The sequence below is a fragment of the Bradyrhizobium sp. KBS0727 genome (genome assembly GCF_005937885.2).
Lineage (GTDB): Bacteria > Pseudomonadota > Alphaproteobacteria > Rhizobiales > Xanthobacteraceae > Bradyrhizobium.
The window spans coordinates 5,484,691-5,507,651 of sequence record NZ_CP042176.1; the positions used below are offsets into that span (position 1 = coordinate 5,484,691).

21 protein-coding genes are annotated in these 22,961 nt (G+C 63.7%); 13 read left to right on the forward strand and 8 right to left on the reverse strand.

What is annotated here, in order from left to right; translation table 11 throughout:
• Positions 1–31 precede the first annotated feature (31 nt).
• The 4 genes from FFI89_RS25775 to FFI89_RS25790 form a co-directional block, all read right to left on the reverse strand.
• Positions 32–1,009, reverse strand: a complete 978-nt coding sequence (locus tag FFI89_RS25775) for a hydroxyacid dehydrogenase (RefSeq protein ID WP_138830370.1) — start codon at positions 1,007–1,009, stop codon at positions 32–34.
• Position 1,010: 1 nt separating this feature from the next.
• Positions 1,011–2,864: a TRAP transporter large permease subunit gene (locus FFI89_RS25780; RefSeq protein ID WP_138830371.1), complete on the reverse strand. Its 1,854-nt coding sequence runs from the start codon at positions 2,862–2,864 to the stop codon at positions 1,011–1,013.
• A gap of 11 nt (positions 2,865–2,875) precedes the next feature.
• The gene (locus FFI89_RS25785) at positions 2,876–3,907 is read right to left on the reverse strand and encodes a TRAP transporter substrate-binding protein (RefSeq protein ID WP_138830372.1); all 1,032 of its coding nucleotides are present in this window, start codon (positions 3,905–3,907) and stop codon (positions 2,876–2,878) included.
• A 106-nt stretch (positions 3,908–4,013) separates the two neighbouring features.
• Positions 4,014–6,071, reverse strand: a complete 2,058-nt coding sequence (locus tag FFI89_RS25790) for an adenylate/guanylate cyclase domain-containing protein (protein WP_138830373.1) — start codon at positions 6,069–6,071, stop codon at positions 4,014–4,016.
• A gap of 230 nt (positions 6,072–6,301) precedes the next feature.
• Here FFI89_RS25790 and FFI89_RS25795 point away from each other — a divergent pair, with 230 nt between their 5' ends.
• The 3 genes from FFI89_RS25795 to FFI89_RS25805 all read left to right on the forward strand — a co-directional run bounded on the left by FFI89_RS25795 (position 6,302) and on the right by FFI89_RS25805 (position 9,525).
• Positions 6,302–7,033: a cytochrome c biogenesis CcdA family protein gene (locus FFI89_RS25795; RefSeq protein ID WP_138830374.1), complete on the forward strand. Its 732-nt coding sequence runs from the start codon at positions 6,302–6,304 to the stop codon at positions 7,031–7,033.
• Positions 7,034–7,176: 143 nt separating this feature from the next.
• Positions 7,177–7,641 carry a DoxX family protein gene (locus FFI89_RS25800; RefSeq protein ID WP_210249028.1) on the forward strand — a complete coding sequence of 155 codons (465 nt, stop codon included), beginning with the start codon at positions 7,177–7,179 and terminating at the stop codon, positions 7,639–7,641.
• 93 nt (positions 7,642–7,734) lie between these two features.
• Entirely contained in the window at positions 7,735–9,525 is a 1,791-nt protein-coding gene (locus tag FFI89_RS25805) for a thioredoxin domain-containing protein (protein ID WP_138830375.1), read from the forward strand.
• Between the two features lie 218 nt (positions 9,526–9,743).
• Here FFI89_RS25805 and FFI89_RS35270 read toward each other — a convergent pair whose 3' ends face one another.
• Positions 9,744–9,872: a hypothetical protein gene (locus tag FFI89_RS35270; protein WP_256379159.1), complete on the reverse strand. Its 129-nt coding sequence runs from the start codon at positions 9,870–9,872 to the stop codon at positions 9,744–9,746.
• Between the two features lie 45 nt (positions 9,873–9,917).
• On the opposite strand from FFI89_RS35270, the gene FFI89_RS25810 reads away from it, so the two are divergent.
• From FFI89_RS25810 to FFI89_RS25840, 7 genes are all read left to right on the forward strand, one after another.
• Positions 9,918–10,181 carry a hypothetical protein gene (locus tag FFI89_RS25810; protein ID WP_138830376.1) on the forward strand — a complete coding sequence of 88 codons (264 nt, stop codon included), beginning with the start codon at positions 9,918–9,920 and terminating at the stop codon, positions 10,179–10,181.
• A 203-nt stretch (positions 10,182–10,384) separates the two neighbouring features.
• Entirely contained in the window at positions 10,385–10,642 is a 258-nt protein-coding gene (locus FFI89_RS25815; protein WP_246669257.1) for a hypothetical protein, read from the forward strand.
• Positions 10,643–10,758: 116 nt separating this feature from the next.
• Complete coding sequence (locus FFI89_RS25820) at positions 10,759–11,667, forward strand: DUF692 domain-containing protein (RefSeq protein WP_138830377.1); 909 nt, start codon at positions 10,759–10,761, stop codon at positions 11,665–11,667.
• Positions 11,664–12,467 (forward strand): DNA-binding domain-containing protein, encoded by an 804-nt coding sequence (locus tag FFI89_RS25825; protein WP_138830378.1) that lies wholly within the window; start codon positions 11,664–11,666, stop codon positions 12,465–12,467. Before FFI89_RS25820 ends, FFI89_RS25825 begins: the two co-directional genes overlap by 4 nt.
• 19 nt (positions 12,468–12,486) lie before the next feature.
• Entirely contained in the window at positions 12,487–13,278 is a 792-nt protein-coding gene (locus FFI89_RS25830; protein ID WP_138830379.1) for a creatininase family protein, read from the forward strand.
• The gene (locus FFI89_RS25835; protein ID WP_246669258.1) at positions 13,275–14,261 is read left to right on the forward strand and encodes a hypothetical protein; all 987 of its coding nucleotides are present in this window, start codon (positions 13,275–13,277) and stop codon (positions 14,259–14,261) included. The genes FFI89_RS25830 and FFI89_RS25835 overlap by 4 nt, the downstream gene beginning before the upstream one ends.
• 121 nt (positions 14,262–14,382) lie before the next feature.
• Positions 14,383–16,071 (forward strand): SulP family inorganic anion transporter, encoded by a 1,689-nt coding sequence (locus FFI89_RS25840; protein ID WP_138830380.1) that lies wholly within the window; start codon positions 14,383–14,385, stop codon positions 16,069–16,071.
• Between the two features lie 195 nt (positions 16,072–16,266).
• Here FFI89_RS25840 and FFI89_RS25845 read toward each other — a convergent pair.
• From FFI89_RS25845 to FFI89_RS25860, 3 genes are all read right to left on the reverse strand, one after another.
• Positions 16,267–17,209, reverse strand: a protein-coding gene (locus tag FFI89_RS25845) for an IS630 family transposase (protein WP_138829534.1) whose coding sequence is annotated in 2 segments (ribosomal slippage) — positions 16,267–16,872 and positions 16,874–17,209 — 942 coding nt in all. Because the reading frame shifts where the segments join, the coding sequence is not laid out codon by codon here.
• Between the two features lie 189 nt (positions 17,210–17,398).
• Positions 17,399–18,793, reverse strand: a complete 1,395-nt coding sequence (locus FFI89_RS25855) for a Spy/CpxP family protein refolding chaperone (RefSeq protein ID WP_138830381.1) — start codon at positions 18,791–18,793, stop codon at positions 17,399–17,401.
• Between the two features lie 119 nt (positions 18,794–18,912).
• Positions 18,913–20,331 carry an FAD-binding oxidoreductase gene (locus tag FFI89_RS25860; RefSeq protein WP_138830382.1) on the reverse strand — a complete coding sequence of 473 codons (1,419 nt, stop codon included), beginning with the start codon at positions 20,329–20,331 and terminating at the stop codon, positions 18,913–18,915.
• Between the two features lie 127 nt (positions 20,332–20,458).
• On the opposite strand from FFI89_RS25860, the gene FFI89_RS25865 reads away from it, so the two are divergent.
• The 3 genes from FFI89_RS25865 (at position 20,459) to FFI89_RS25875 (ending at position 22,803) form a co-directional block, all read left to right on the forward strand.
• Positions 20,459–20,944: a thioesterase family protein gene (locus tag FFI89_RS25865; protein ID WP_138835722.1), complete on the forward strand. Its 486-nt coding sequence runs from the start codon at positions 20,459–20,461 to the stop codon at positions 20,942–20,944.
• Positions 20,945–21,165: 221 nt separating this feature from the next.
• A complete protein-coding gene (locus tag FFI89_RS25870) occupies positions 21,166–22,359 on the forward strand; it encodes a helix-turn-helix transcriptional regulator (protein ID WP_138830383.1) in 1,194 nt (397 codons plus the stop codon).
• Between the two features lie 186 nt (positions 22,360–22,545).
• The gene (locus FFI89_RS25875) at positions 22,546–22,803 is read left to right on the forward strand and encodes a hypothetical protein (RefSeq protein ID WP_138830384.1); all 258 of its coding nucleotides are present in this window, start codon (positions 22,546–22,548) and stop codon (positions 22,801–22,803) included.
• The last annotated feature ends 158 nt before the right edge of the window (positions 22,804–22,961 follow it).

Genomic DNA, 22,961 nt, shown 5'->3' on the forward strand with positions numbered 1-22,961 from the left:
CAGATCACGCTGACATCCGCGCCTCGAAGTTTCAAGGCCGCCGCGTCCAGCTCGCGGCATTGACTGCACCGACCGGAATCTCGCCGGCGACGATCTTCTCGACCTGGGATACTGTTTCCAACGACTGGCTTTCGATCGCCGGCGGCGTCAGGCCGCCGATATGCGGTGTCGCGATGACATTCGGCAGCTTTGCCACTTCCGGCGTTGGCATCTGGTCCAGCGCGCGGCCGACATCCATCGCGGCGCCGGCAATGCGCTTCTCGCGCAACGCCGCCGTCAATGCCGCCTCGTCGACCAGATTGCCGCGCGACAGATTGATAAAGAACGCGTCGGGGCGCATGCGCGCCAGCGCCGCCTGCCCGATCAGGTTCTCGGTCTTCTCATTGGCGATCGCGAGGCAGACGACGAAGTCGGACTGGCTCAGGAGATCGTCGAGCGGCAGGTGCCGGATTGTGGCATCGTCGACGGTCGCAAAGGGATCGGCGACGAGAACCTCCATGCCCAGCACCTTGGCGATGCCGGCGAGGTAACGGCCGATGCTGCCGTAGCCGATAATGCCGAGGCGGCTGCCGGCCAATTGCCGGCCCATCATGATCGCGGGCTTGCGCCCGGCATGGTAGTCGGCGCTCGCGCGCGAAACGCCACGCGACAGATCCACCATGAAGCCGAGCGCCAGTTCCGCCACCGACTGGATGAAGCCCGGCCCGGCCTGCGTGACCAGCACGCCGGCCGCCGAGGCGGCGTCGACATCGATGTTGCGGATATCGACCGCGCAGCGGACGAAGGCGCGCAGTTGGGGCAGTCTCGGAAAAATCTCGCCGGGTCCGGCGGTGAGCCGGTCGGCGACGATGATATCGACATCGCGCGCCGCCGCGATCAGGCCGATGGCGTCCAGCGCCGCATCAGCCTGATGCAGCGTGACCTCGGCGATCGCCTGCAGCCCGTTCAGGCTGCGCTCGCCGTAATATTGCGTCCGCGCCTGCGGCGTATGGGTGAGCAAAACTTTCACGTCAGTACCCGAAGGCGCGCGGCAGCGCCGTGCTGATCGCCGGCACGAATGCGATCACGAGCAGACAGAGCAGCAGCAGGCCGAGGTAGCCCATGATCGGCTTGATGGTCTGTTCGATCGGGACGTTGCCGATCAGGCAGGCGCCATAAAGTCCGAGACCGAGCGGCGGTGCGAATAGGCCGAGCCCCATCGAAATGACCAGCACGACACCGAAATGCAGCGGATCAATGCCGAGCTTGACCGCCACCGGCAGCAGCAGCGGGCCGAAGATGATCAGGGCCGCAGCGCCCTCCAGCACCGAACCCATCACGATCAGCACCACGATCGACAGCAACATGAACAGCCAGACGCCGTGCGAGCCCGACAGCGATAGCATGAAGTCGCCGACCGTATGCGGCACCTGCTGCAGCGTCAGGATGAAGGCCAGCGATTGCGCGGCAGCGACGATGAACAACACCAGCCCCGACCGCGTTGCCGATTGCACGAAACTGTGCGCGGCGGTTTTGAAGCTGAGTTCGCGGAACACGATGCTGCCGATCACGATGGCATAGACCGCGGCAAAGGCCGAGATTTCGGTGGCGGTCGCAAAGCCGCTCTTGAAGCCGAAGAAGATCATGAAGATCAGCCCGAACGACGCAATCGCGCCGCTCCACAGGCCCGACACCGGCGCCTGCGGCTCGGCGTCCTCGACCGGCTCGGGACGCTTGCCGAGAATGATGCACAGCACGATCAGGGCCAGCGCCATCAGCCCGGCCGGCAACAGGCCGGCGACGAAGAGACCGCCGATCGACAGATTGGCGACGAAGCCGAGAATGATCAGGTTGATGCAGGGCGGGATGGTTTCGGCCATCACGGCCGACGCCGCCAGCAACGCCACGGCGCTGCCGGGGTTCTGCCGCGAGCGCCGCGCCGCCGGGATCAGCACCGAGCCGACGGCGGCGACGTCGGCCATCTTGGAGCCGGAAATGCCGGAGAACAGCACCATCGACGTCACCATGACGACGTTCAGTCCGCCGCGCATCCGCCCCACCGCGCGCTGCAGCAGTTCGATCAACCGGACCGACATGCCGTTGGCTTCCATCAGGTAGCCGACCAGAATGAAGAACGGGATCGCGAGCAGCACGAAATTGTCGATGCCGCGCGCCATCTGCTGCGCGAAGATGACGCCCGGCAGCGTGCCCTCGACCCAGATGAAGATCAGCGCCGCCAGCGCCAGCGCGAACCCGATCGGCAGTCCGCCGAACAGCGTGATGAAGAAGCCGACCAGCATCAGCGTGCTCGACGACGGCACCGAATTGGGGCCGAGAAAATCCCAGGCCAGGTAAAGCCCGGCGATCGCAGCCGTCGCGACCAACCCGGCGATCATGTCGTGAACGGAACGCTTACAAAAAATCTCGGCGGCGAACACCGTCATGAACAGCGCGCCGGCGCCCATCGGATAGAACGTCCATTCCAGCGGCAGCCCGGAGCCGGAGGTCTGCCCGGTGGTCAGCCAGCCCATCTTGATGGCGTTGAAGGCGACATAGGCCGCGACGACCGTCACCAGCAGCGCCCCGATCGAATCGATCACGCGCCGGATCGCGGCCGGCAGCATGTCGACGAAAAACGCCACGCCGAGATTTTCGGCCCGTGCCAGCGCGCTGGCGGCGCCGAAGAAGCTCGATCCGACCATCAGGCCGCGGGCGACGTCGTCGGCCCATTCGACCGGCGCGTTGAACAGGAATCGCAGCAACACCGACACGCAGACGACCACGAGGTCGGCAACGAGCAGGATCGCCGCCACGGTGTCGCTCAATTGAAGCAGCGAAGCCGTGATCCGGCGGCCGCCGCTTGGCGCGGCTGCGGCAACTGACATCTCGTCTGCCCTCAAGCCTGCGTCGCGCGGATCATGTCCACCACGGGCTTCGCCTCGGGCCGCGCCTTGATGAAATTCTCGCTCTGCGGAGCGACGCGCTTGCGGAACGCCTCCTTGTCGCATTCGACGATGGTGACGCCTTTGTCGGCGAGGTTCTTGAGCGCTTCCTTTTCCATCTCGAGGCCATGCGCGCGGGTATCGGCGGCGGCTTTCTTGGCCGCGTCGAGGAAGCCTTCGCGCAGCTTGGGATCCATCCGATTGAAGGTCGCGTCGCTGAAATAGGTCGCGAGCGGCGAGAAATTATGCTGCGTCAGCGCATAGTTTTTCGAGGTCTCGTAGAACTTGCTGGCAAGGATGGTCGGCGGATCGTGCTCGAGCCCGTCGAGCACGCCGGCCTGCAAGGCCGTATAGATTTCGCCGAACGCCAGCGGCGTCGCGGCAGCGCCCATCAGGCGCAGACATTCGGTGATGACCGGGTTCGGCAGCGTCCTGATCTTGAGGCCGGCCAGATCTTCGGGACCTTTTACAGGCTTCTTCGCCAGCACGCTGCGGGAGCCGAAATTATAGGCCCAGGAGATGATGCGGATATTGGCGCCCTTGAGCAGCGCATCCTCGATCGGCTTGGCGGCGCCGGCGTCGAACGCCTTGGTCTGCTGCGGAAAACTGGTGAAGAGATAACCGAGGTCGAAGGTACCGACCAGGGGCACCAGGTTGGCCGAGATCGACGAGCCCGACACCATCAGGTCGATCACGCCGAGCTTGACCGAATTGATGACGTCGATTTCCTGACCGAGCTGGTTGTCGGGAAAGAACGTGACCTCGATCTGCTCGCCGAGCCCGTTCGCTTTCAGGCTCTTGACCAGGTTGTCATAGTAGACGCGGCCATTGGCGTATTTGGGATCGTTCGGCAACGACGACGAACATTTGAGTTTCAGCGTGGCGGCTTCTGCGCGCCCGATCAGGGCCGGTGCTGCGGCCAGCCAGGCGGTCGCGGCGACCGTCGATTGCAGAACGACGCGACGGTTGATCGGCTTCGACCTCATCATGCTCCTCCCGGGAGAGTCTTTTGTTGTACCGCCGTCTTGGCGCGGCGGACGTCGCACCAGCTTAATCACATTGCTTAACTAAGCAACCACCAACACTCTCCGCCTACTTCGTTCGCGCAATGCTGGTGCCGTCCCAGTCGTCCGCGGAGGGATTTTCGATCTGGTGCCGGCAGCGTTCGATCATCAGCACCGACGCCGCATCGTCCTGGCGAATTTCCAGCACCTTCTCGAACGAACCGATCGCGGCGGTGAAATCGCGCGCGCGGAAGGCCGCGAGGCCAGCCTCGTAACGGCTCACCCAGTCGCTCGCGCCATCAAACACGCTGCCAGCGTCCCCTTGCATGCCCAGCAATTCGTAGATCTGCAGGCCGCCCGCGCGTCCATAGACCGCAAGCCGGTCGAGTTCGCGAACCACGATGCTATCGCCCGCCAGCCGGCGCGTTTCCGGGCCGATGATGATGGTGGAGCCGTAGACCTTGTTGGTGCTTTCGAGACGGCTGGCAATATTCACAGCGTCGCCGATCACGGTGTAGTTGAGCCGGACTTCCGATCCGATATTGCCGACCAGCATGTCGCCGGAATTGATGCCGATCCTGATCTTGATCGGCTGGCCGTGGTCGTCGACCAGACCCGCCTCCTCGATCGCGCGCCGGCACGCCAACGCCGCGCGGCAGCAATCGACGGCGTGATCGGGATCGGGCGCCGGCGCCCCCCAAAACGCCATCACGGCGTCGCCGATGAACTTGTCGATGGTGCCGCCCTGATTCTGGATCTGCGTCGACATCGCATCGAAATAGCGCGACAGCAGCGGAATGATGCGGTCGCCGAGCCGCTCCGACATGCCGGTGAAGCCGGCGAGATCGATGAACATCACGCTCATCGGCCGCACCGCGCCGCCGAGACGCGCGCCGTTGCCGTCGCTGATCAATCGCTTCACCAGATCGGCCGGAATGTATTTCCGGAACGCGGCGAGCCCCTGCGCCATGTCACCGATGGCGCCGGACAGATTCTCGATCTCGGTCAGCCGCGACGAATGCCGCTCCACGCGGTCGAGATCGAACCGTTCGACATGCCTGATCTCGCCTACCACCTTGATCAGCGGGGCGGCGATCAGGCGCTGCGCCAGCCAGGCCGACAATAGCCCGGCAAACACGATCAGGACCGCAAGTCCGATCAGCAAGTTCCGGATCGTCATCTGCACCGGTCCGAGAAATTCCGACTCGGGCACCACGGTCACCAGCGACCAGCCCGGAAACGAGATCGGCGTCAGCACCGCCTGATAGGCTTTTCCGTCCCGTGTCACCTGCCTGTGTAGGGGCTCGCCCTCGCCCGGTTGATAGGCATCGCCAGCCTCTCGCATCGCCGCCACCGCGACCGGAAATAGCGGATGATCGGTTTTGAGCGCGTTCAGTTCGTTGGCGTCTGGATCGGGAGCCGCGACCACATTGCCGTCCCGTTCGAGAATGAACGCGCCGGCCGATTTCCCGACCGTGAGTTGCGACAGGAAATTCGAGACCCGCGTCAGCTCGATGATGATGGCGATGACGCCGGCGGGCTTCTGGTCGATCTCGATCGGCGCCGCGAACGCCGCCGCCAGCCTCGGACCGGTGGGAAGCGCCGAAAACGTCGACCAGTGTTCATCTTTGGTGTCGATCGCGACCCGAAACCATTCCTGATTGATGACGGAATAGTCGGTATCCTCGACCCGGGTATTCTTGAGCTGGAGGTCGTTGCCGACGAATTCGTAGCGGTCGATCCGCATCTTGTGATCGGTATGGATCTCGATCATTTCGATCACGGCGTCGCCGAGCTTGTGCCCGGCGTAGAGCGATCCGTCGGGCCAGGCGAACGCCACCCAGGAGATGGTCGGCTGTGACAGCAGTTGCGACTGGAACACGAACTCGCGCCTGCGCATGTCGCGTGGGTCGAACACTTTCCCGAGCAGCAGCGTCCGCACCGCCATCATCGATGAGCGCGCCTCTGATGTGATCGACTGCAGTTCGTCGCCGACCGCAGATACGATCTGGTCGTTAATGGTATCGGCCAGGGTCTGGCTGACCCGCTGGGCGGTGCGCCACCACAACAGATGCACGCCGACGGCGCTGACGACGATCGACGTCAGGACGAGGGCGGAAATGGCGCTGCGGATGCCGATACGCATGGGGACCCTGGTTGGCGGGGCTCGTGACCGCGATACGGAGCGATACTAGCGTTTGTTTCGCCGCCGGCGCTATCCCGGATGCCGAACACGGCATCCGGCGTGCCGGACACGGCTCTGTGACCGAAGTTGAACCCGCCCGTCGCGAAACTTCTGGATTGCCTGTTCCGTACAGGCCAAGACGGCGCTATGCCCTGCCGTAGTTCTCGGCCGCAGTTCTTGAAGGTTATGCAATGCACGATGTTTCCATTCCCGCGGCCCTGATCGCCGGCCTCGTCAGCTTCCTGTCGCCCTGCGTGCTGCCGCTGGTGCCGCCCTATCTGATCTATCTGACCGGCGCGACCATCGAGCACGTCAGCAATGACGAATCTACCCAGGCCTCCAAGCGCGCGGTGATGATCTCGGCGCTGATGTTCGTGCTCGGCTTTTCCACCGTGTTCGTGGCGCTTGGCGCCAGCGCCTCCTTTGTCGGCAGCTTCATCCGCGCCTGGTCGGCGCAGTTATCGATCGTCGCCGGCATCGTCATCATCATCATGGGCCTGCATTTCCTCGGGCTGACCCGGATCGGGCTGTTGATGCGCGAGGGACGGCTAACGGCGCCCAAACCCGTCGGGCTGTGGGGCGCCTATGTCATGGGGCTCGCCTTCGCCTTTGGCTGGACCCCCTGCATCGGCCCGATTCTGGCGGCGATCCTGTCGATTGCGGCCGCCGAGGCCACGGTGACCAAGGGCGCCGGACTGCTGGCGGTCTACTCCGCCGGACTCGGAATTCCGTTCCTGCTGGCCGCTTTCATGATCGAGCAGTTCTCCTCACTGTTCGCGCGGATGAAGCGCCATCTCGACACCGTTGAGCGGGTCATGGGCGTGTTGATGGTGATCACCGGCATCGGCTTCCTGACCGGCACCGTCTCCAGCATCAGCATCTGGTTGCTGGAGACCTTCCCCGCGCTGCAAAATTTCGGCTAAGGCCCCGTAACAAGCGGGCCGGCCATTGCGAAACTCCTGCCAGAACCAGCTTGCCGCAATCGCGGCCGCGGCATTTTCGTCCGCGCTGGATTGAAGAAGTCGCGGGCCGCGGCTTCACGTCAGCATATTTAAAGGGGGGTCGCATGAATTCTATTATCAATCTTCTCATCCTGTTGCCCGCGCGGATCGCGTCGCATTTTTCCTGGGCCGGACCGCTTCTGATGCGGCTGATCGTCGGCTACACCTTCATGCTGACCGGCTGGGGCAAGCTCACCAATCTGGCGCAGGTGACCGAGAATTTCATCGGCTGGGGGATTCCGTTCCCGCACATTCTCACTCCCTTCGTATCGGGCGTCGAATGCTTCGGCGGCGCCATGCTGATCCTCGGCCTGTTCACCCGGATCCCGGCCGCGATGCTGGCGGTGGTCATGCTGGTCGCAATCAAGTCGGCAAAATGGGGCGACATCGATTCGCTGGAAACGCTGCTCGGCTTCGAGGAAATGACCTACTTCGCCGCCTTCATTTGGCTGGCGATCTGCGGTCCCGGCGCGGCCTCGCTAGACCGGCTGCTGGTGAATGCTGCGGGACACGCTGAGAAATCGACCTGAGGCTACTTCTCACGATGCCGTGACATCGTGGAAAGTGTGAGCCTGGATTTTTCCGCGCCCGTAGCTCTTTCAACGACAGCCCGGGGAGCCGCCATGAAATTCGTCCGCATTGCCATGCTTGCTGTCACCGCGTTTGCGGCTTCTCCCTGCTTGGCAGACGGACCGAAATGGAGCGGCTGGGACGACGAATTGTTCGCCCGCGCCACGGCCGAGAAACGCTTCGTGATCCTCGATCTCGAAGCGGTGTGGTGTCACTGGTGCCACGTGATGGAAAAGACCACCTATGCGAACCCGCAGGTCCAGGAGTTGCTGGCCTCGAAATATTTGCCGGTTCGTGTCGATCAGGACGCCAACCCCGATCTGTCCAGCCGCTATGGCGACTGGGGCTGGCCGGCGACGGTCGTGTTCGGTCCCGATGGCACCGAGATCGCCAAGATCAGGGGATATATCGAACCCGAGCGGATGCAGGCGCTGCTCACGGCCATTATCGACGATCCCTCGCCGGGGCCTTCGGTCGGCGAGGCTTTCGAGATCAAACCGTCCGCTTCGGCTTTCCTCAACAAGGAGCAGCGCACGGAGCTGACCAGGAACTACGACGAATCCTACGAGGAAAATCTCGGCGGCTGGGGCGAGAACCAGAAATACATCGATGCCGACAGCCTGGATCTCGCCATCGCGCGCGCCGAGAGCGGCGACGTCACCGCGATCAAGCGCGCCCGGCAGACGCTGGACGCCGCCGTCGCATTGATCGATCCGGTCTGGGGCGGCGTGTTCCAGTACTCCGAAGCCGGCTCCTGGAGCCATCCGCATTTCGAAAAGCTCATGTCGTTCCAGGCCCAATACCTGCGACAATACAGCCAGGCCTATGCGCTGTGGAAGGACCCGAGATACCTCGCGGCCGCCGGTGACATCGAACGCTATCTCGCCGCCTTCCTGACCAGTCCCGACGGCGCCTTCTATGTCAGCCAGGACGCCGATCTCGATCACGACACCGACGGCCACACCTATTACGCGCTCTCGGATGGCGAGCGCCGCAAGTTGGGAATGCCGCACATCGACAAGAACCTGTACGCACGTGAAAACGGCTGGGCGATCTCGGGAATGGCGGCCTACTACGATGTCGCCAACGATCCCAGAGCGCTTGAGATCGCCGTCCGCGCCGCGAAATGGGTGATCGACAACCGCGCGCTGCCGAACGGCGGATTCCGCCACGGCGACAAGGATCGCGGCGGCCCGTTCCTCGGCGACACTCTGGCGATGGGCCAGGCCTTCCTCGATCTCTATGCCGCCACCGGAAACCGCGACTGGCTGACCTCCGCCGCCAAGGCCGGCGAGTTCGTCGCGACCTTCCGAGATGATTCCGGCGGCTTCCTGACGTCGAAGACCTCGGAAGGCAAGACCGGTGTATTCGCCAGGCCCGCCAAGCTGATGGACGATCAGATCCAGGTCGCCCGCTTCATGAACCTGCTCGATCGCTACTACGGCAATGCGAGCTATCGCGAGCAGGCCTCACACGCAATGCGCTATCTCGCCAGCGCGTCGGCCGAGATGATACGCCCGCTGCCCGGCGTATTGCTCGCCGACGAAGAACTCGCGGTCGAGCCGACCCATATGACGATCGTCGGACACAAGGACGATCCGAAGGCGCAGGCCTTGCACGCCATCGCCCGAGCGCTGCCGGCCCGGTACAAGCGCCTCGAATGGCTGGATTTGCGCGAAGGCAAATTGCCCAATCCCGACGTCGAGTATCCCGATCTCGGCGAGCCTGCCGCCTTTGCCTGCAGCAACCGCACCTGCTCGTTCCCCTCCTTCAATGCTGGGGAACTGCAGGCCACGGTGAAGCAGATGGCGAAGCTGAAGCCGACAAGGGCAGCGCTGAACTGAACCCCATTGTGCATTGCAACTAAATCGTCAGTCCTACTGCCCAATCGATTGCAGCGACGCGATTTCTGCGTCGCCGGCATTCCGGTCGCACAACGAAATACTCTCAGGCCGGCGGGGTTAGACATGGACGGGTTGTCCAACCGCAAAGAAAGAAAATTTTCTTTCGAGACTCTGTAACCAAATCGCCCGATGCCCCGTAGCTGTCTCTGGACGAGCACTCAGACCACGGCGACGACGTCCTCCGGCGCAGCCACCGCAGTCTGATTGTTTTCCAATACTTCCCCTGCGTTGTGCGGGTCTGTGATCTCTCGGATCATCCTTTGGATGATCTTGGGATCATCGGCCACTCACGGCGTCACCTTTTTCTTCAAACAATCATCGAGGAGATCGTCATGAAGTTGAATTCCAAATCCGGCGCCACACTCGCAGCCGCCGCCGCCACCCTGTTCCTCGCCGGCGCCGTTGCCACGACCGCGTCGAGCCCGGCAAATGCCGCCCAAGGCAAGTGCATGGCCGGCAACGCCTGCAAGGGCCAGAGCGCCTGCAAGGGCGGTTCGAACTCCTGCAAAGGCCTGAACGCCTGCAAAGGCACCGGCTTCTCGATGACCTCGCCCGGCAAGTGCGCTGCCATGGGCGGCGCTTACGTCAAGGGCTGACGGCTCCGAACGGAGCCAAGGGGCTCGGCATCCATGCCGGGCCCTCTTCGTTCTGGCCTTCTTTTGCCGGCCATGATTAAAAATAATCTAGCCGGCCGCGTAACCAATTCGAAGCGGAAGCGTAGCTCTCACCAGGTGCAGTCTTGAGCCGCAAACGTCAGGGCTCGCGGGCGATGCACCGACACAATTGTTGGAGGATACATATGAAGATGACTTCCAAGTCCGGCGCCGCCATTGCCGCCGCTGCAGCCACTCTGTTCCTGGCCGGCGCTACCATGTCGACCGTGACCTATGCCGCCGGCGAGGGCAAATGCGTCGGCGCCAACGCCTGCAAGGGCCAGAGCGCCTGCAAAGGCGGCAACCATTCCTGCAAGGGCCTGAACGCCTGCAAGGGCCAGGGCTTCTCCGCCATGACCAAGGACAAGTGCGACGCGGCCAAGGGCAAATACGAGCCGGCCTAACGCTGCGGCCGTCGGAAGGAGGCCCGGTGTGGGCCGGGCCTCCTTTCCGTGGTAATTTGAACGCCAGCTTCGGAGCCTCCCGGTTCATTTGGCGGTACCGTTCAAGCGGAGACGACATGAACGTCGCAAGCAGATTGCCAGACAGTTCGGCCGCGGCGCTTGCAGACCGCTCGACGCAGACGGCCAAGCCGCCCTTCCTTGGCTTCGGTCTCGGGCTTCGCCACCAGCATTACGACGAAATCCTCAACGGAAATCCCGACATCGACTGGTTCGAGGTCATCAGCGAAAACTACATGATCCCGGGCGGCCGGCCGCTGCGCACGCTCGACCGGATCCGCGAACGCTATCCGGTCGTGATGCATGGCGTGTCGCTATCGATCGCCTCCACCGCGCCGCCGAATTTCGAATATCTGCAAGGCTTGAAAGACCTCGCCAGGCGGGTCGAGCCGAAATGGATTTCGGACCATCTGTGCTGGACCGGCGTGCACGGCAAGAACCTGCACGATCTGCTGCCGATCCCCTACACCTCCGAAGCGCTCGACCACGTCGTCAGCCGCGTTCAGCTTGTCCAGGATTTCCTCGGCCGCGCGCTCGTGCTCGAGAATGTCTCGACCTACGTCCAGTTCAACAATTCCGAAATGACGGAGTGGGAATTTCTTTCGGAATTGTCGCGCCGCTCCGGCTGCTGGCTGCTGTTCGACGTCAACAACGTCTATGTCAGCGCCTTCAACCACGGCTACGACCCCTTGACCTTCCTCAACGGAATTCCGGCGGATCGCGTCGTCCAGTTCCATATGGCCGGCCACAGCCATATGGGCACCCATATCATCGACACCCACGACCATCCGGTGTGCGAGGACGTCTGGGATCTCTATGTCGCGGCCCTGAAACGCTTCGGCCGGGTCTCGACCATGATCGAGCGCGACGACAACATTCCGCCGCTCGCCGAACTGCTCGAGGAAGTGAACCGGACCCGAGAGATCGCCGACAAGGTATTGCCGGCGACAGGCACGCAGGTAGGATGAGTAACTCATCCGAGATGAACGACTTCGCGCGACAGCAGGCTGAATTCCAGCGCGGCATCCTGACCGGCGACGACACGGTGCTATCAGAAATTCTCGACAGCCCCCGCGAGAAGCGCGAAACACTGTTCGGCGTCTATCGTTATGCCTATGGCTCGCGGCTGGTCGATGCGATGCGCAACGATCACGAATTGCTGCACCTCTATCTCGGCGACGAGATGTTCGACGAGATGGGATATGCCTATGTCAAGGCGCGCCCGTCCGAACACCCGAACCTGCGCTGGTTCTCGCAAGGCCTGCCCGATTTCCTGAAGTCGGCGGAGCCGTATTCAGACCATCCCGTGCTGTCCGATCTTGCTGCGCTGGAAAAGACCCTCAACGACGCCTTCGACGCTGCGGAAGGCCCGGTGGTGGGTCTTTTAGACATGGCCGGCTTTTCCCCGGAGGCCTGGCCCGATCTCGAATTTGTTCCGCACCCCAGCGCCTTCAGACTCGACCTTGCGACCAATGCGTCCGCGATCTGGCTGGCACTCAAGAACGAAGAGACCCCGCCGGATGCGGCCGTGCTGGAACAACCCATGCGCCTGCTGATCTGGCGTCAGGACACGACGCCGATGTTCCGCGAGCTCCCGGCTGAGGAGGCGATGATGTGGGATGAAGCCGCCGACGGCGTTCCGTTCGACGTGCTCTGCGAAATGCTCGCGACCTATGACGACCCCGACAGCGCGGCGGCGCGCGGCGCCGGCTATCTGCACGGCTGGATTACATCGGGACTTTTGACGGGTGTTTCCGTCGGCGCTTAGATGAGATGAAAGGCCGGCCATGGCCGCGGACACCGATCGCCATTTCATCGAACGATTGACATGGGACGAGGTGGCGCGGCGCATTCATGACGGCGCGCCTGCGATATTGCCGATCGGTGCGGCGGCGAAGCAGCACGGCTTCCACCTTCCCCTCAACACCGATCGCCTTCAGGCCGAATGGCTCGCGGCCAGAATTGCCGAACCTGTCGATGCCCTGATCTGGCCGACGCTGACCTACGGCCATTATCCGGCCTTCGTCGAATATGCCGGAAGCGGCAGCCTGTCGGCAGCGACATTCGAGACGCTCGTGCACGAAGTTGCCGTCGGAATTCTCGGCGGCGGATGCCGCAAGCTGCTCGTGCTCAATACCGGAATCAGCACGCTGGCCCCGGTCGATCGAGCACTGGCGCGCCTCGACACCAGCCGGGTGATGCATTTGTGGACCCACGGAGGGCCGCGCTATCCCCGGGTCGCGAAAGGGTTGGCGCAACAGGCCCACGGCAGCCACGCCGACGAGCTGGAGACCTCGCTGATGCTGGCGCTGGCGCCGCACCTCGTCGACATGGCGCGCGCCGAGGCAAGCCCTGCCGTGACCCGGGACACGCCGGGTCCGCTGACGCCGTCGGATCTGAATTCGCCGAACTACAGCCGTTCCGGCAGCTATGGCGATCCGACACTGGCGACATCGGCCAAGGGCGAGATGCTGCTCGCCGCCATGCTCGACGATCTCCACGAGCACGTTGCCGCTTTCGTCGGGAAACCACCAGCCACCGAGCCGAAACCCGCCACGATGCAAAGCCCGTTGCGATGAGGAACGCCACCGCCTTTAGCTGGATGGTCGCGGGCGCCGTCATCGCGTCCATCCTGGCCAGCGTCATCTCCTTCCGCGCCGACGCGCAATCGGAATACATGCGCGGCGATCGCATGCCTTACGATGCCTTCGACCACTTGCCCAAAACCGATCTCGAAATCGCAGGCGGCTCTATTCACGTCGCGTTCGCGCCCGGCGACATCGCACTGCCGAAGGAAAAGGTGCTGGACTGGATCAGAATGTCGGCCAAGGCAGTCTCGACCTATTACGGACGTTTTCCGGTCAGCTCGCTGAGATTGCTGATCGTGCCGGTCGATGGCGCGCGGATACGCGGCGGCACCACGTGGGGTTATCGCGGCGCCGCGATCCGCATCCCGTTCGGCCGCGACTCCACCGAAGATGTCCTGCGGCGCGACTGGGTGATGGTGCACGAGATGGTGCATACCGCCCTGCCCGATCTCGACCAGCGCTATGCATGGCTGTCGGAAGGACTGGCCGTCTACGTCGAACCGATCGCGCGGGTGCAGGCCGGCGATCTGTCCGCGCGCGCCGTCTGGCAGGATATCATGCGCGACATGCCCAAAGGCCTGCCGGAGAGCGGCGACCAGGGCCTCGACAATACCGACACCTGGGGCCGCAAATATTGGGGCGGCGCGATGTTCTGCCTGATCGCCGATATCGAAATCCGCAAGCGGACCAACAACCGCCTCGGCCTGCAGGACGCGATGCGCGGGGTGATATCGGCCGGCGGCAATCACGAGAAGGATTGGTCGCTGGAGCGCGTGCTTTCCACCGCCGACAAGGCGGTCGGCGTCGATGTGCTGACGCGCCTTCACAACGAGATGGGACCAAAACCGGTAACCCCCGACCTCGCCGCGCTGTGGCGCGATCTCGGGCTGAGATCGCAAAGCGAGAGCCTCGAATTCGACGACACCGCGCCGCTCGCGGCGATCCGTAAGGCCATCACCGAGCCACGCGCTTGACAAGCGCCATCTCTTTCGCACGCGCAACAGACGCTGGGCGAAACCCTGCACAAAGCTGGCTTTTCGGCGCGCGATGTTGGAAGGTTCCCCCGACTTGCTGCCGCGCAGAAAGCCGGGGTTGATGACCGATAGCCCAATTACCAAAACCAACTGGCCGGTCTTCCGTTCGCTGGCCTCGTTCCGCCCGAGCGACCTGCCGGGCGACCTGATCGCAGGGCTGACACTCGCCGCCATCGCGATCCCCGAGCAGATGGCGACCGCGCGGCTCGGCGGTTTCTCGCCGCAGATCGGCTTCTTCGCGTTCATCGCGGGGTCGCTGGGCTTTGCCATGCTCGGCGCCAACCGCTTCCTGTCCTGCGGCGCAGATTCCACCATCACGCCGATCTTCGCCGGCGGTCTGGCACTGCTGGCGACGGTGGGCTCGCCGGAGTTTCAGTCGCTCGCGATGGCGCTGGCGCTGATGGTCGGCGTGATCATGATCGCCGGCAGCCTGTTCAAGCTCGGCTGGATCGCCAACCTGCTGTCGACGCCGGTCACGGTCGGCTTCCTCGCCGGTATCTCCGTGCACATCCTGGTCTCGCAACTGCCCGGCGTGCTCGGGCTGCCGTCTCCCAACGGACCGACCCTCTACAAGCTCGGCGTTCTCGCCCAGGAGCTCGGTCAGACCAACCTCTATACGCTGGTGATCGGGCTTGGCGTGCTCGCGGTCGTCGCCGGGTCGGAAAAGATCAGCGCACGCATCCCCGGCGCGCTGATCGGCCTTGTCGCGGCCACTATCGCGGTCGTCGTCGGCCACCTGGAAACGAAAGGCGTCAAAGTCGTCGGCACGGTGCCCGGGACGCTGCCGACGCCGTCGCTTCCGGATATTGCGCCGGAGCGCTGGGTGAAACTGGCATCGTTGGCGTTCCTGATTGCGATCGTCGTCATGGTGCAAACGGCGGCGACGACGCGCTCCTTCCCCTCCGATCCCGACAAGCCGGCCGACGTTGATCGCGATTTCCTCGGCGCCGGCGCGGGCAGCATCCTGTCCGGCCTGTTCGGAGCGTTTCCGGTCAATGCCAGCCCGCCGCGCACCGGCATTGTGTCGGAAACCGGCGGGCGCACGCAGCTCGCCGGCCTGGTTGCCGCCGCAATCGTGCTGGCGCTGCTCGCCTTCGGCGCGACGCTGCTGCAACACGTGCCGGATGCGGCGCTCGGCGGCGTGCTGCTGTTCGTCGCGCTGCGCATCATTCGCGTGAAACAGATCGTCACCATCTTCCGGCAATCGTTCGGCGAATTCCTGCTGATCGTGGCGACGGCTGCGGCGATCATCGTGCTGCCGATCGAGCAAGGCGTCGCCGTCGGAATCGCGTTGTCGCTGCTGCACGGCATCTGGACTACGACGCGGGGACGGTTGGTCGAGTTCGTTCACGTGCCCGGCACCACCATCTGGTGGCCCATCAGTTCGCGTGTGACCGGCGAACGCAAGCCGGGAGTTGCCGTGGTCGGCCAGCAGGCGCCACTGTCGTTCCTTAACGCCGCAGGCTTCCACAGCGACGTACTGAAAGTCATCGGCACGTCGACCCCGAAGCCGCATCTGGTGGTGATCGAAGCCAGCGGCGTTGTCGAGATCGATTTTACGGCCGCACAAGCCTTGCTCGATCTGTTCCGGGAATGCCGGGACGACGGCGTGACGATCGCCGTCGCGCGGCTCGAATCCACCCGCGCCCAGCGGGCATTCGAACGCTTCGGGCTCTATGAGGTTCTGCCCAGGGACCATGTCTTCCGCAGCGTCGACGAAGCCGTGCGCGCACTTGCCGGGCAGAATTGATCGGTTCGCATCAAGGCGCGTCAAAACAGGGATCTGGAGCTTCCTGGGGGGTCCAGATACAAAATCGCGAAAACAACCCCATGCAAAGTAGAATGGACCCCGGCCCGCAGCACTCCTGCTACCTGGGCACACGAAAAAAATGGTCCGTCGTCGCGGCCCAACCTAATCTCATCCCCCCTCTAGAGTCTTTCCGATTTAGACGGAAGCATATCCAGCGTTGCGCAGATAGTTTGCGCATTCTTGCGGTGTGAAGTGTTGGAGAAGGCTGCCAATTTGGCGCCACACGCCTTCGATGGTGCGCTCTTCGGCTTTGCGGAGCAGGGTTTTGAGCTTTGCGAAGACCTGCTCGATCGGATTGAGGTCCGGGCTATAGGGCGGAAGGAAGACGAGCCGTGCGCCGGCAGCTCGGATAGCTCTTCGGATAGCGGGACCCTTGTGGGAGCCGAGATTGTCCATGACGACAATGTCGCCAGGTTGGAGCGTTGGCACCAGCAACTGCTCGACATAGGCACGGAAGCTCTCGCCGTTGATCGGCCCGTCGATGACGCAGGGCGCAGCGATGCGGTCGTGCCGGAGTGCTGCGAGGAAGGTCATCGTCCGCCAATGGCCGTGCGGGACCTGAGCCTTGAGCGGGATGCCCCGTCGCCACCAACCATGGGTACGGGTCATGTTGGTCTTGGCCCAGGTCTCATCAATGAAGACGAGACGGGTAGGTTCGATTTTCGATTGGTGCCGTCTCCACCAGGCGCGGCGGCGCGCGATATCAGGACGATCCTGCTCAGCCGCGAACACGGTTTTTTTTGAAGCTGATGCCCTGGCGCTTGAGGAACCGCCAGAGCGTGTCGCAGGACACCGCGACACCGCGTTCGCCAAGTTCTGCCAGCAGCGCGTGCAAGGTCAGATCAGGTTTCTCGGCCAGCCGAGCCAGCAGCCAGTCGCGCTCGCCTTCCAGCAGGTAAGGCCGCCTGCCGCCCATCGGCTTGGCCGCCGCACTGCCCGTCGCGCGCGCCCGCTGCGACCACTTCACGACGCTCGCAACGCTGACGTCATACAGTTCTGCCACCGCTCGGCACGTCTCACCACTCGCAACCAACCCGACAACACGCTCACGCAGATCCAGTGAGTATGCTCGCGCCATCCTTGCTGGCCTCCGTCCCAGCAGGAAAATTGAATCAGAGCCCACCTGATTTGGGAATCCCCGATTCAGAAAAAATCGGAAACACTCTAGAGCTTCTTCCGTTCCGATTGAATCGGAACGGGGCTCTAGGTTCTTGTTTTGACGCGTTTTCTTCACGCGAACCGGTGCCCACTTCGCTAGAAAACGCGCTTAGGCTGATCGTCTCGGCCCGATCGCCTCGAACTGCGCCTTTTGCTCGTCATTGAGGGTGGCGTAGAAACCATCGAGCGCGGCACGGACATCCTTGACGGCCTGCAGCATGGTGTCGAGCCGGCTGGAGACGGACGCAAGCCGCGCAGGCGGCGTCATGGCGTCGCTCGCCTGGCACGCCGCTTTCAGCCTCTGCGCGGCATCGGCGCTGGCGTTCTGGAGCACCTGGAGCGCGGCTCGCTGGCTGTCATTCAGATGCAGTCGGGCGTCGATCTCGCCGGTCGGCCACTCCTGCGCCGCCGGTTGCGCAGCGGCGCAATTCCTGGCCAGTGGCGCACCGTTGTCGCTTGCAGCCGATGCCTTGCGTTGGTCCTCCGCCAGCGCGTTCAGCCGCGCCTTCTGCTCGGCGTCCAACAAGCCGTAGAATTTCTCCAGCGGCGGTTTCACGGCGGCGACCGCTGCGACCATCGCCTCGATCCGCTGCTGCATGGCGGCAAGCCGGTTCGGCGCGGTCAACACCACCTGCGCAGGACATGCCGCACGAATGGTCTGGGCGGCGGCGATCGAGGCGTTGCCGAGTTCGTCGAGCGCCACCGCCTGCGCCTCGGTCGGGTGCACGGCGTCCGCGATCTGATCGATCGGAAGCCCGGCAACCGAACGGCTGTCATTGCCACACATCTGCTCGATCCGCCCGTCACCGCGATATCGGCGGCCCGGCCTGCGTTCGGGCAGATAGCCCCTGAGGTCGTCATAGCCATAAGGTCCGAATATGCCGGCATAGATGTCCGGGTAGCCGTAGCCCCAGAACCCGATGTCGTCGCCCCAGATGGCGTAGTCGTAGATGTCGTTGTAGGCGAACGGCCAGAACAGCGGGCCGACCCACCCATAGCCGCCGCCGGCATGCTGCCACCAGCCGTTTCCGGCCACCCCGCCGTGCCAGCCTGCAAGTGCTGCAGCCGCCGCTATCTGGGCGCGCGCCGCCGGATTGCTCAGCAGCCGGCCGTTTCGCAACGCGCCGGTGCGCGCCAGCGAATTCAGCGCGTGATGGAAATTGCCGGATCTGACCGCGGCATTTCGGATCTGACCGAAATTCGCGCCGTGCCGTGACGCGAAGGCCCGTGACGCGAAGGCGTGATGGCCGTGAAAGCCTGCGCGTCCAACCGCGTGGAACCTTCCGCCGCCGTGATGTCCGCCGCCATGTCCGCCGCCGCCAAAATGCACATGGCCGAAACCGTGGCCGCCGCCGCCATGACCTCCTCCATGTCCGCCGCCACCATGACCGCCGCCGCCGTGACCGCCGCCGCCGTGACCGCCGCCGCCGCCCCTGGCTATCGCGTCGCCCGAGAGCGCCATCGCGAGGACAATGAGCGCAATTCCAATTAATCGCCTGACCATGGCTCCCTCTCTGCGCCACGCCGCTGACACCGCGGCGCAGGGAAGACGCAGGGAGAACAGAAAAGTTCCACGCCCGGCCGTGCAGCCGCCGGGCGGGAGCACGCGAAGCGTGACAACTCTCAGGCGGCCGGGACGATCTTGCCGGGATTGAAGATGTTCTGCGGGTCGAGCGCGCTCTTCAGCGCCCGCATGGCGTCGATCGCCTCGGGGCCGAGTTCGGCCTTGAGGTATTTCTGCTTGCCCTGGCCGATGCCGTGCTCGCCGGTGCAGGTGCCCCCCATCGACTGCGCGCGCTCGACCAGACGATGCATGAACTCCTCGCCGCGGGCCATTTCTTCGGCATTGTCGACGTCGCAGACCAGCGAGCAGTGGAAGTTGCCGTCGCCGACATGGCCGACGATCGGCGACAGCAGGTTGAGCCGCTTCAGATCGGCCTCGGTCTCGGTGACGCAATCGGCCAGCCGCGAGATCGGCACGCAGACGTCAGTCGCGACAACGCCGGCGCCGGGGCGCAGCGCCTTCACCGACCAATAGGCGTCGTGCCGCGCCTGCCAGAGCTTGGTGCGATCCTCCGGCTTGGTGGTCCAGGTGAAATCGCCGCCGCCGCATTCCTTGGCGATTTCGCTGAAATTCTTCGATTGCTCGGCGACCTCGATCTCGCTGCCGTGGAATTCCAGCAGCAACAGTGGCGTCTCCGGCAGGGACAGCTTCGAATAGGCATTGCAGGCGCGCACCTGCTCGGCGTTGAGCAGTTCGATTCGGGCGACCGGAATGCCGGTTTGAATGGCGAGGATCGTGGCCTGGCAGGCACCGCGCACGGTCTCGAACGAGCACGCGGCCGCCGCGATCGTCTCGGGAATGCCGCGCAGCTTGATCGTGAGCTCGGTAATGATGCCGAGCGTGCCTTCGGCGCCGACGAACAGATGCGTCAGGTCGTAGCCGGCGGAGGATTTCTTCGCCCGCGTCCCGGTCGTGATGATCTCGCCGTCGCCGCGCACCACCTTCAGCGCCAGCACGTTGTCGCGCATGGTGCCGTAACGCACCGCGTTGGTGCCGGAGGCGCGGGTCGAGGTCATGCCGCCGAGCGAGGCGTCGGCGCCGGGATCGATCGGAAAGAACAATCCCTGGTCGCGCAGATGTTCGTTCAGCGCCTTGCGGGTGACGCCGGGCTGGATCACGCAATCCAGATCCTCGGTATGCACCGCGAGGATCTGATTCATGTCGCGCAGGTCGATGCAGACGCCGCCGGCCGGCGCGTTGACTTGGCCCTCCAGCGAGGTTCCGGTGCCGAAGGCGATGACGGGAACGCCGAACTGAGCGCAAATCCGCACCACGTCCTGGACGTCGGCGGTTTCCTGCGCCATCACCACCGCATCCGGCGGCTGGGTCGGCAGCCAGGTGGTGGTATGGGCATGCTGTTCGCGCACCGCCTGCGAGGTGATCAACCGGTTGCCGAACCGCGCCGCCAGCGCCTCAACCGCGCTGGCGAGGGCCTGCGGCTCCGGCCGCTTCGGATTGTTCGAAATCGTCATCGCCACGCAAAATTCCTCCCGGCTTTGAGACGACCGTGGCAAAGGATATAAAAGGGGTCAAGAGAGCAAAGGCAAGACAACCTGGGAATGGATGATGACGACTGGTGCCGCCGCCAAACACAGCTTGAAGGATATGCCGCTGCCGCCGGCCCCGTTCCTGTCATCGGTGATGCAGATCGAGCCGCAATGGATCGACTATAACGGCCATCTCAACATGGCCTACTACAATGTGATGATGGATCGTGCGATCGACGAAATGTGGCTGCAACTCGGGATCGGACCCGGCTACATGAAGGAACGCCACGGCTCGACCTTCACCGCCGAATGCCATGTGCGCTATCTGCGCGAAATTCACCTCGGCGATCCCGTGCAGATTTCAGTGTATCTGCTGGCCGCCGACGAAAAGCGCATCCACACGTTTGAGGAACTACGCCACGCCACCGAAGGCTGGATCTCCGCTACGTCGGAAAACATGACCGTTCATATCGACATGAATGCGCGAAAGGTCGCGCCGTTCCCGCCCGACATCCGCGCCCGCATCGCGGCAGTGGTGGATACGCATGCGGCTGTCCCAAAGCCCGAGGGCACTGGCCGCAAGGTCGCGATGCCCGCGAAATAGCATCGTCCCCGCCTGGAGGCCGTCGATCCGTCGCCCTCATCCGTTCGGAGGGGGCGCGATGACGATCTGTTGAGCGAAATATCCCCCCAATGGAGGAATAAGCGTGGCGGCTGGCCGGTAGAGCACAAGTATCGGCAGCAATGTTGGGTAACGAACATCCAATGCCGTGTGTATCTCGGCGAGCTGGGCAAGCCGCCGGGCGTCGGGTTTGAAGGATGGCCATGGATCAGGCAGCGCAGCTCTCCGAACTCGTCAGCGATATCTATGATGCGGCGCTGGATCCCTCGTTGTGGAGCGACGTCCTCTCCCGCGCCGGTCGTTTCGTCGGCGGCTCCGCGGCGGCGATCTTTGCCAAGAGCCCCACGGCCGGGAGCGGCAACGTCTATTACGAGTCCGGCACCGACCCGTATTACCGGCAACTCTATTTCGACAAATATGTAAAGCTCGACCCTTCCACGACCGGCCATTACTTTGCCGATGTGGGGCATCCAATCGCAATCGCGGACCTCATGCCGTACTGCGATTTCCTGGATACCCGGTTTTACCGGGAGTGGGCGCAGCCGCAGGGCATGGTGGATTTCGTATCGGCGGTGCTCGATAAATCGGTGACCAGCACGGCATTGTTCGGGGTGTTTCGCCACGAACGCGACGGTATTGTCGACGATGAAACACGCCGGCGCATGCGCCTTCTCGTTCCGCACGTCCGCCGGGCGGTACTGATCGGCAGACTTATCGATCTCAAATCCGCGGAGGCTGCGACTTTCGCCGACACGCTCGACGGCCTCAGCACGGGGATGTGCCTTGTCGATGCGGCCGGGCGCATCGTCCATGCAAACGTCGCCTGTCACGTCATGCTCGACGCCGGCGATTTCCTGACGGTGACCGGAGGGCGGCTTGCCGCGCGCGATTCGGCAATCGATCAGTTGCTGCAGAAACTGTTTGCGTCTACGGGCGCCGGCGACGCGGCAATCGGAACCCAAGGCATCGCCTTGCCGCTGAGGGCGCAGGACGGCGTGCGCTATGTTGCCCATGTGCTGCCGCTCACATCGGGCGCCCGGCGCGTTACCGGCTTTGGCTACGCCGCGGCTGCGGCAGTGTTTATTCGCAAGGCCGCGCTCGAACCCCCGGCGGCTCCGGAAGTCATCGCCCGGGCTTATCGGTTAACCCCGACCGAATTGCGCGTGCTGTTGGCCATCGTGGAGGTCGGCGGCGTTCCGGAAGTCGCGGCGATGCTCGGCGTTGCGGAAACCACCGTCAAGACGCATCTCGGGCGTCTGTTCGTCAAGACCGGCACCGGCCGCCAGGCCGATCTGGTCAAGATCGTCGCGGGATTTGCCACGCCGCTAGCCAGCCAGCAGGCCTCGACGGCTCCGCGCGCGGTCGCTCCCGCCCCGACTTCGCTTCATCGCGGCTAATTCGCGCGCGTCGCATCCTGCGTTCGGAGGAAGCGGACCGGGTTTGGCACGGGTATGAACATCCGATGTTACCTGAGCCGCACGAACCGCGCTGTGCTGTGTTCGAATCAACTGTCAGGAAAACAGGTCCTCCGCCGTTACACATCCGGACTTTGGCGGTATCCGTTACCTATGGTGCGCCAAGGAATGCCTCGTTTTTTCTTCGATCTCATTTTCGATCACACTATCGTGCTCGACCCGGGAGGAATGTTGTTCGATTGCCGCACCAACGCGGCTGCCGCCGCCGACGAAATGGCGCGACATCTTCTCGTTTCGCGGGCCGAGCTGCGCGATAGCAGCAGTTGGATACGCGTCAGGGACGAGCGCCGAAATGAAATCTACCGATCGTCGATCGATGCCGACACACTCGGCATCGACTCACCCGGAATGACAATGGTGGATTGAAGGCGCCGGACGTGCCCCGGTCCGTGTCGCATAATTGCACCAGCCGCCGACATAGTGCGCAGCTTTATCCGCGCGCGTCGCCGCCTCCTACGTTCGGTGGACGCCGGCGGTGCTGTGCGCAGCTTACCGTAGCCCCGAAGCGCCGACTCCGGCGCACC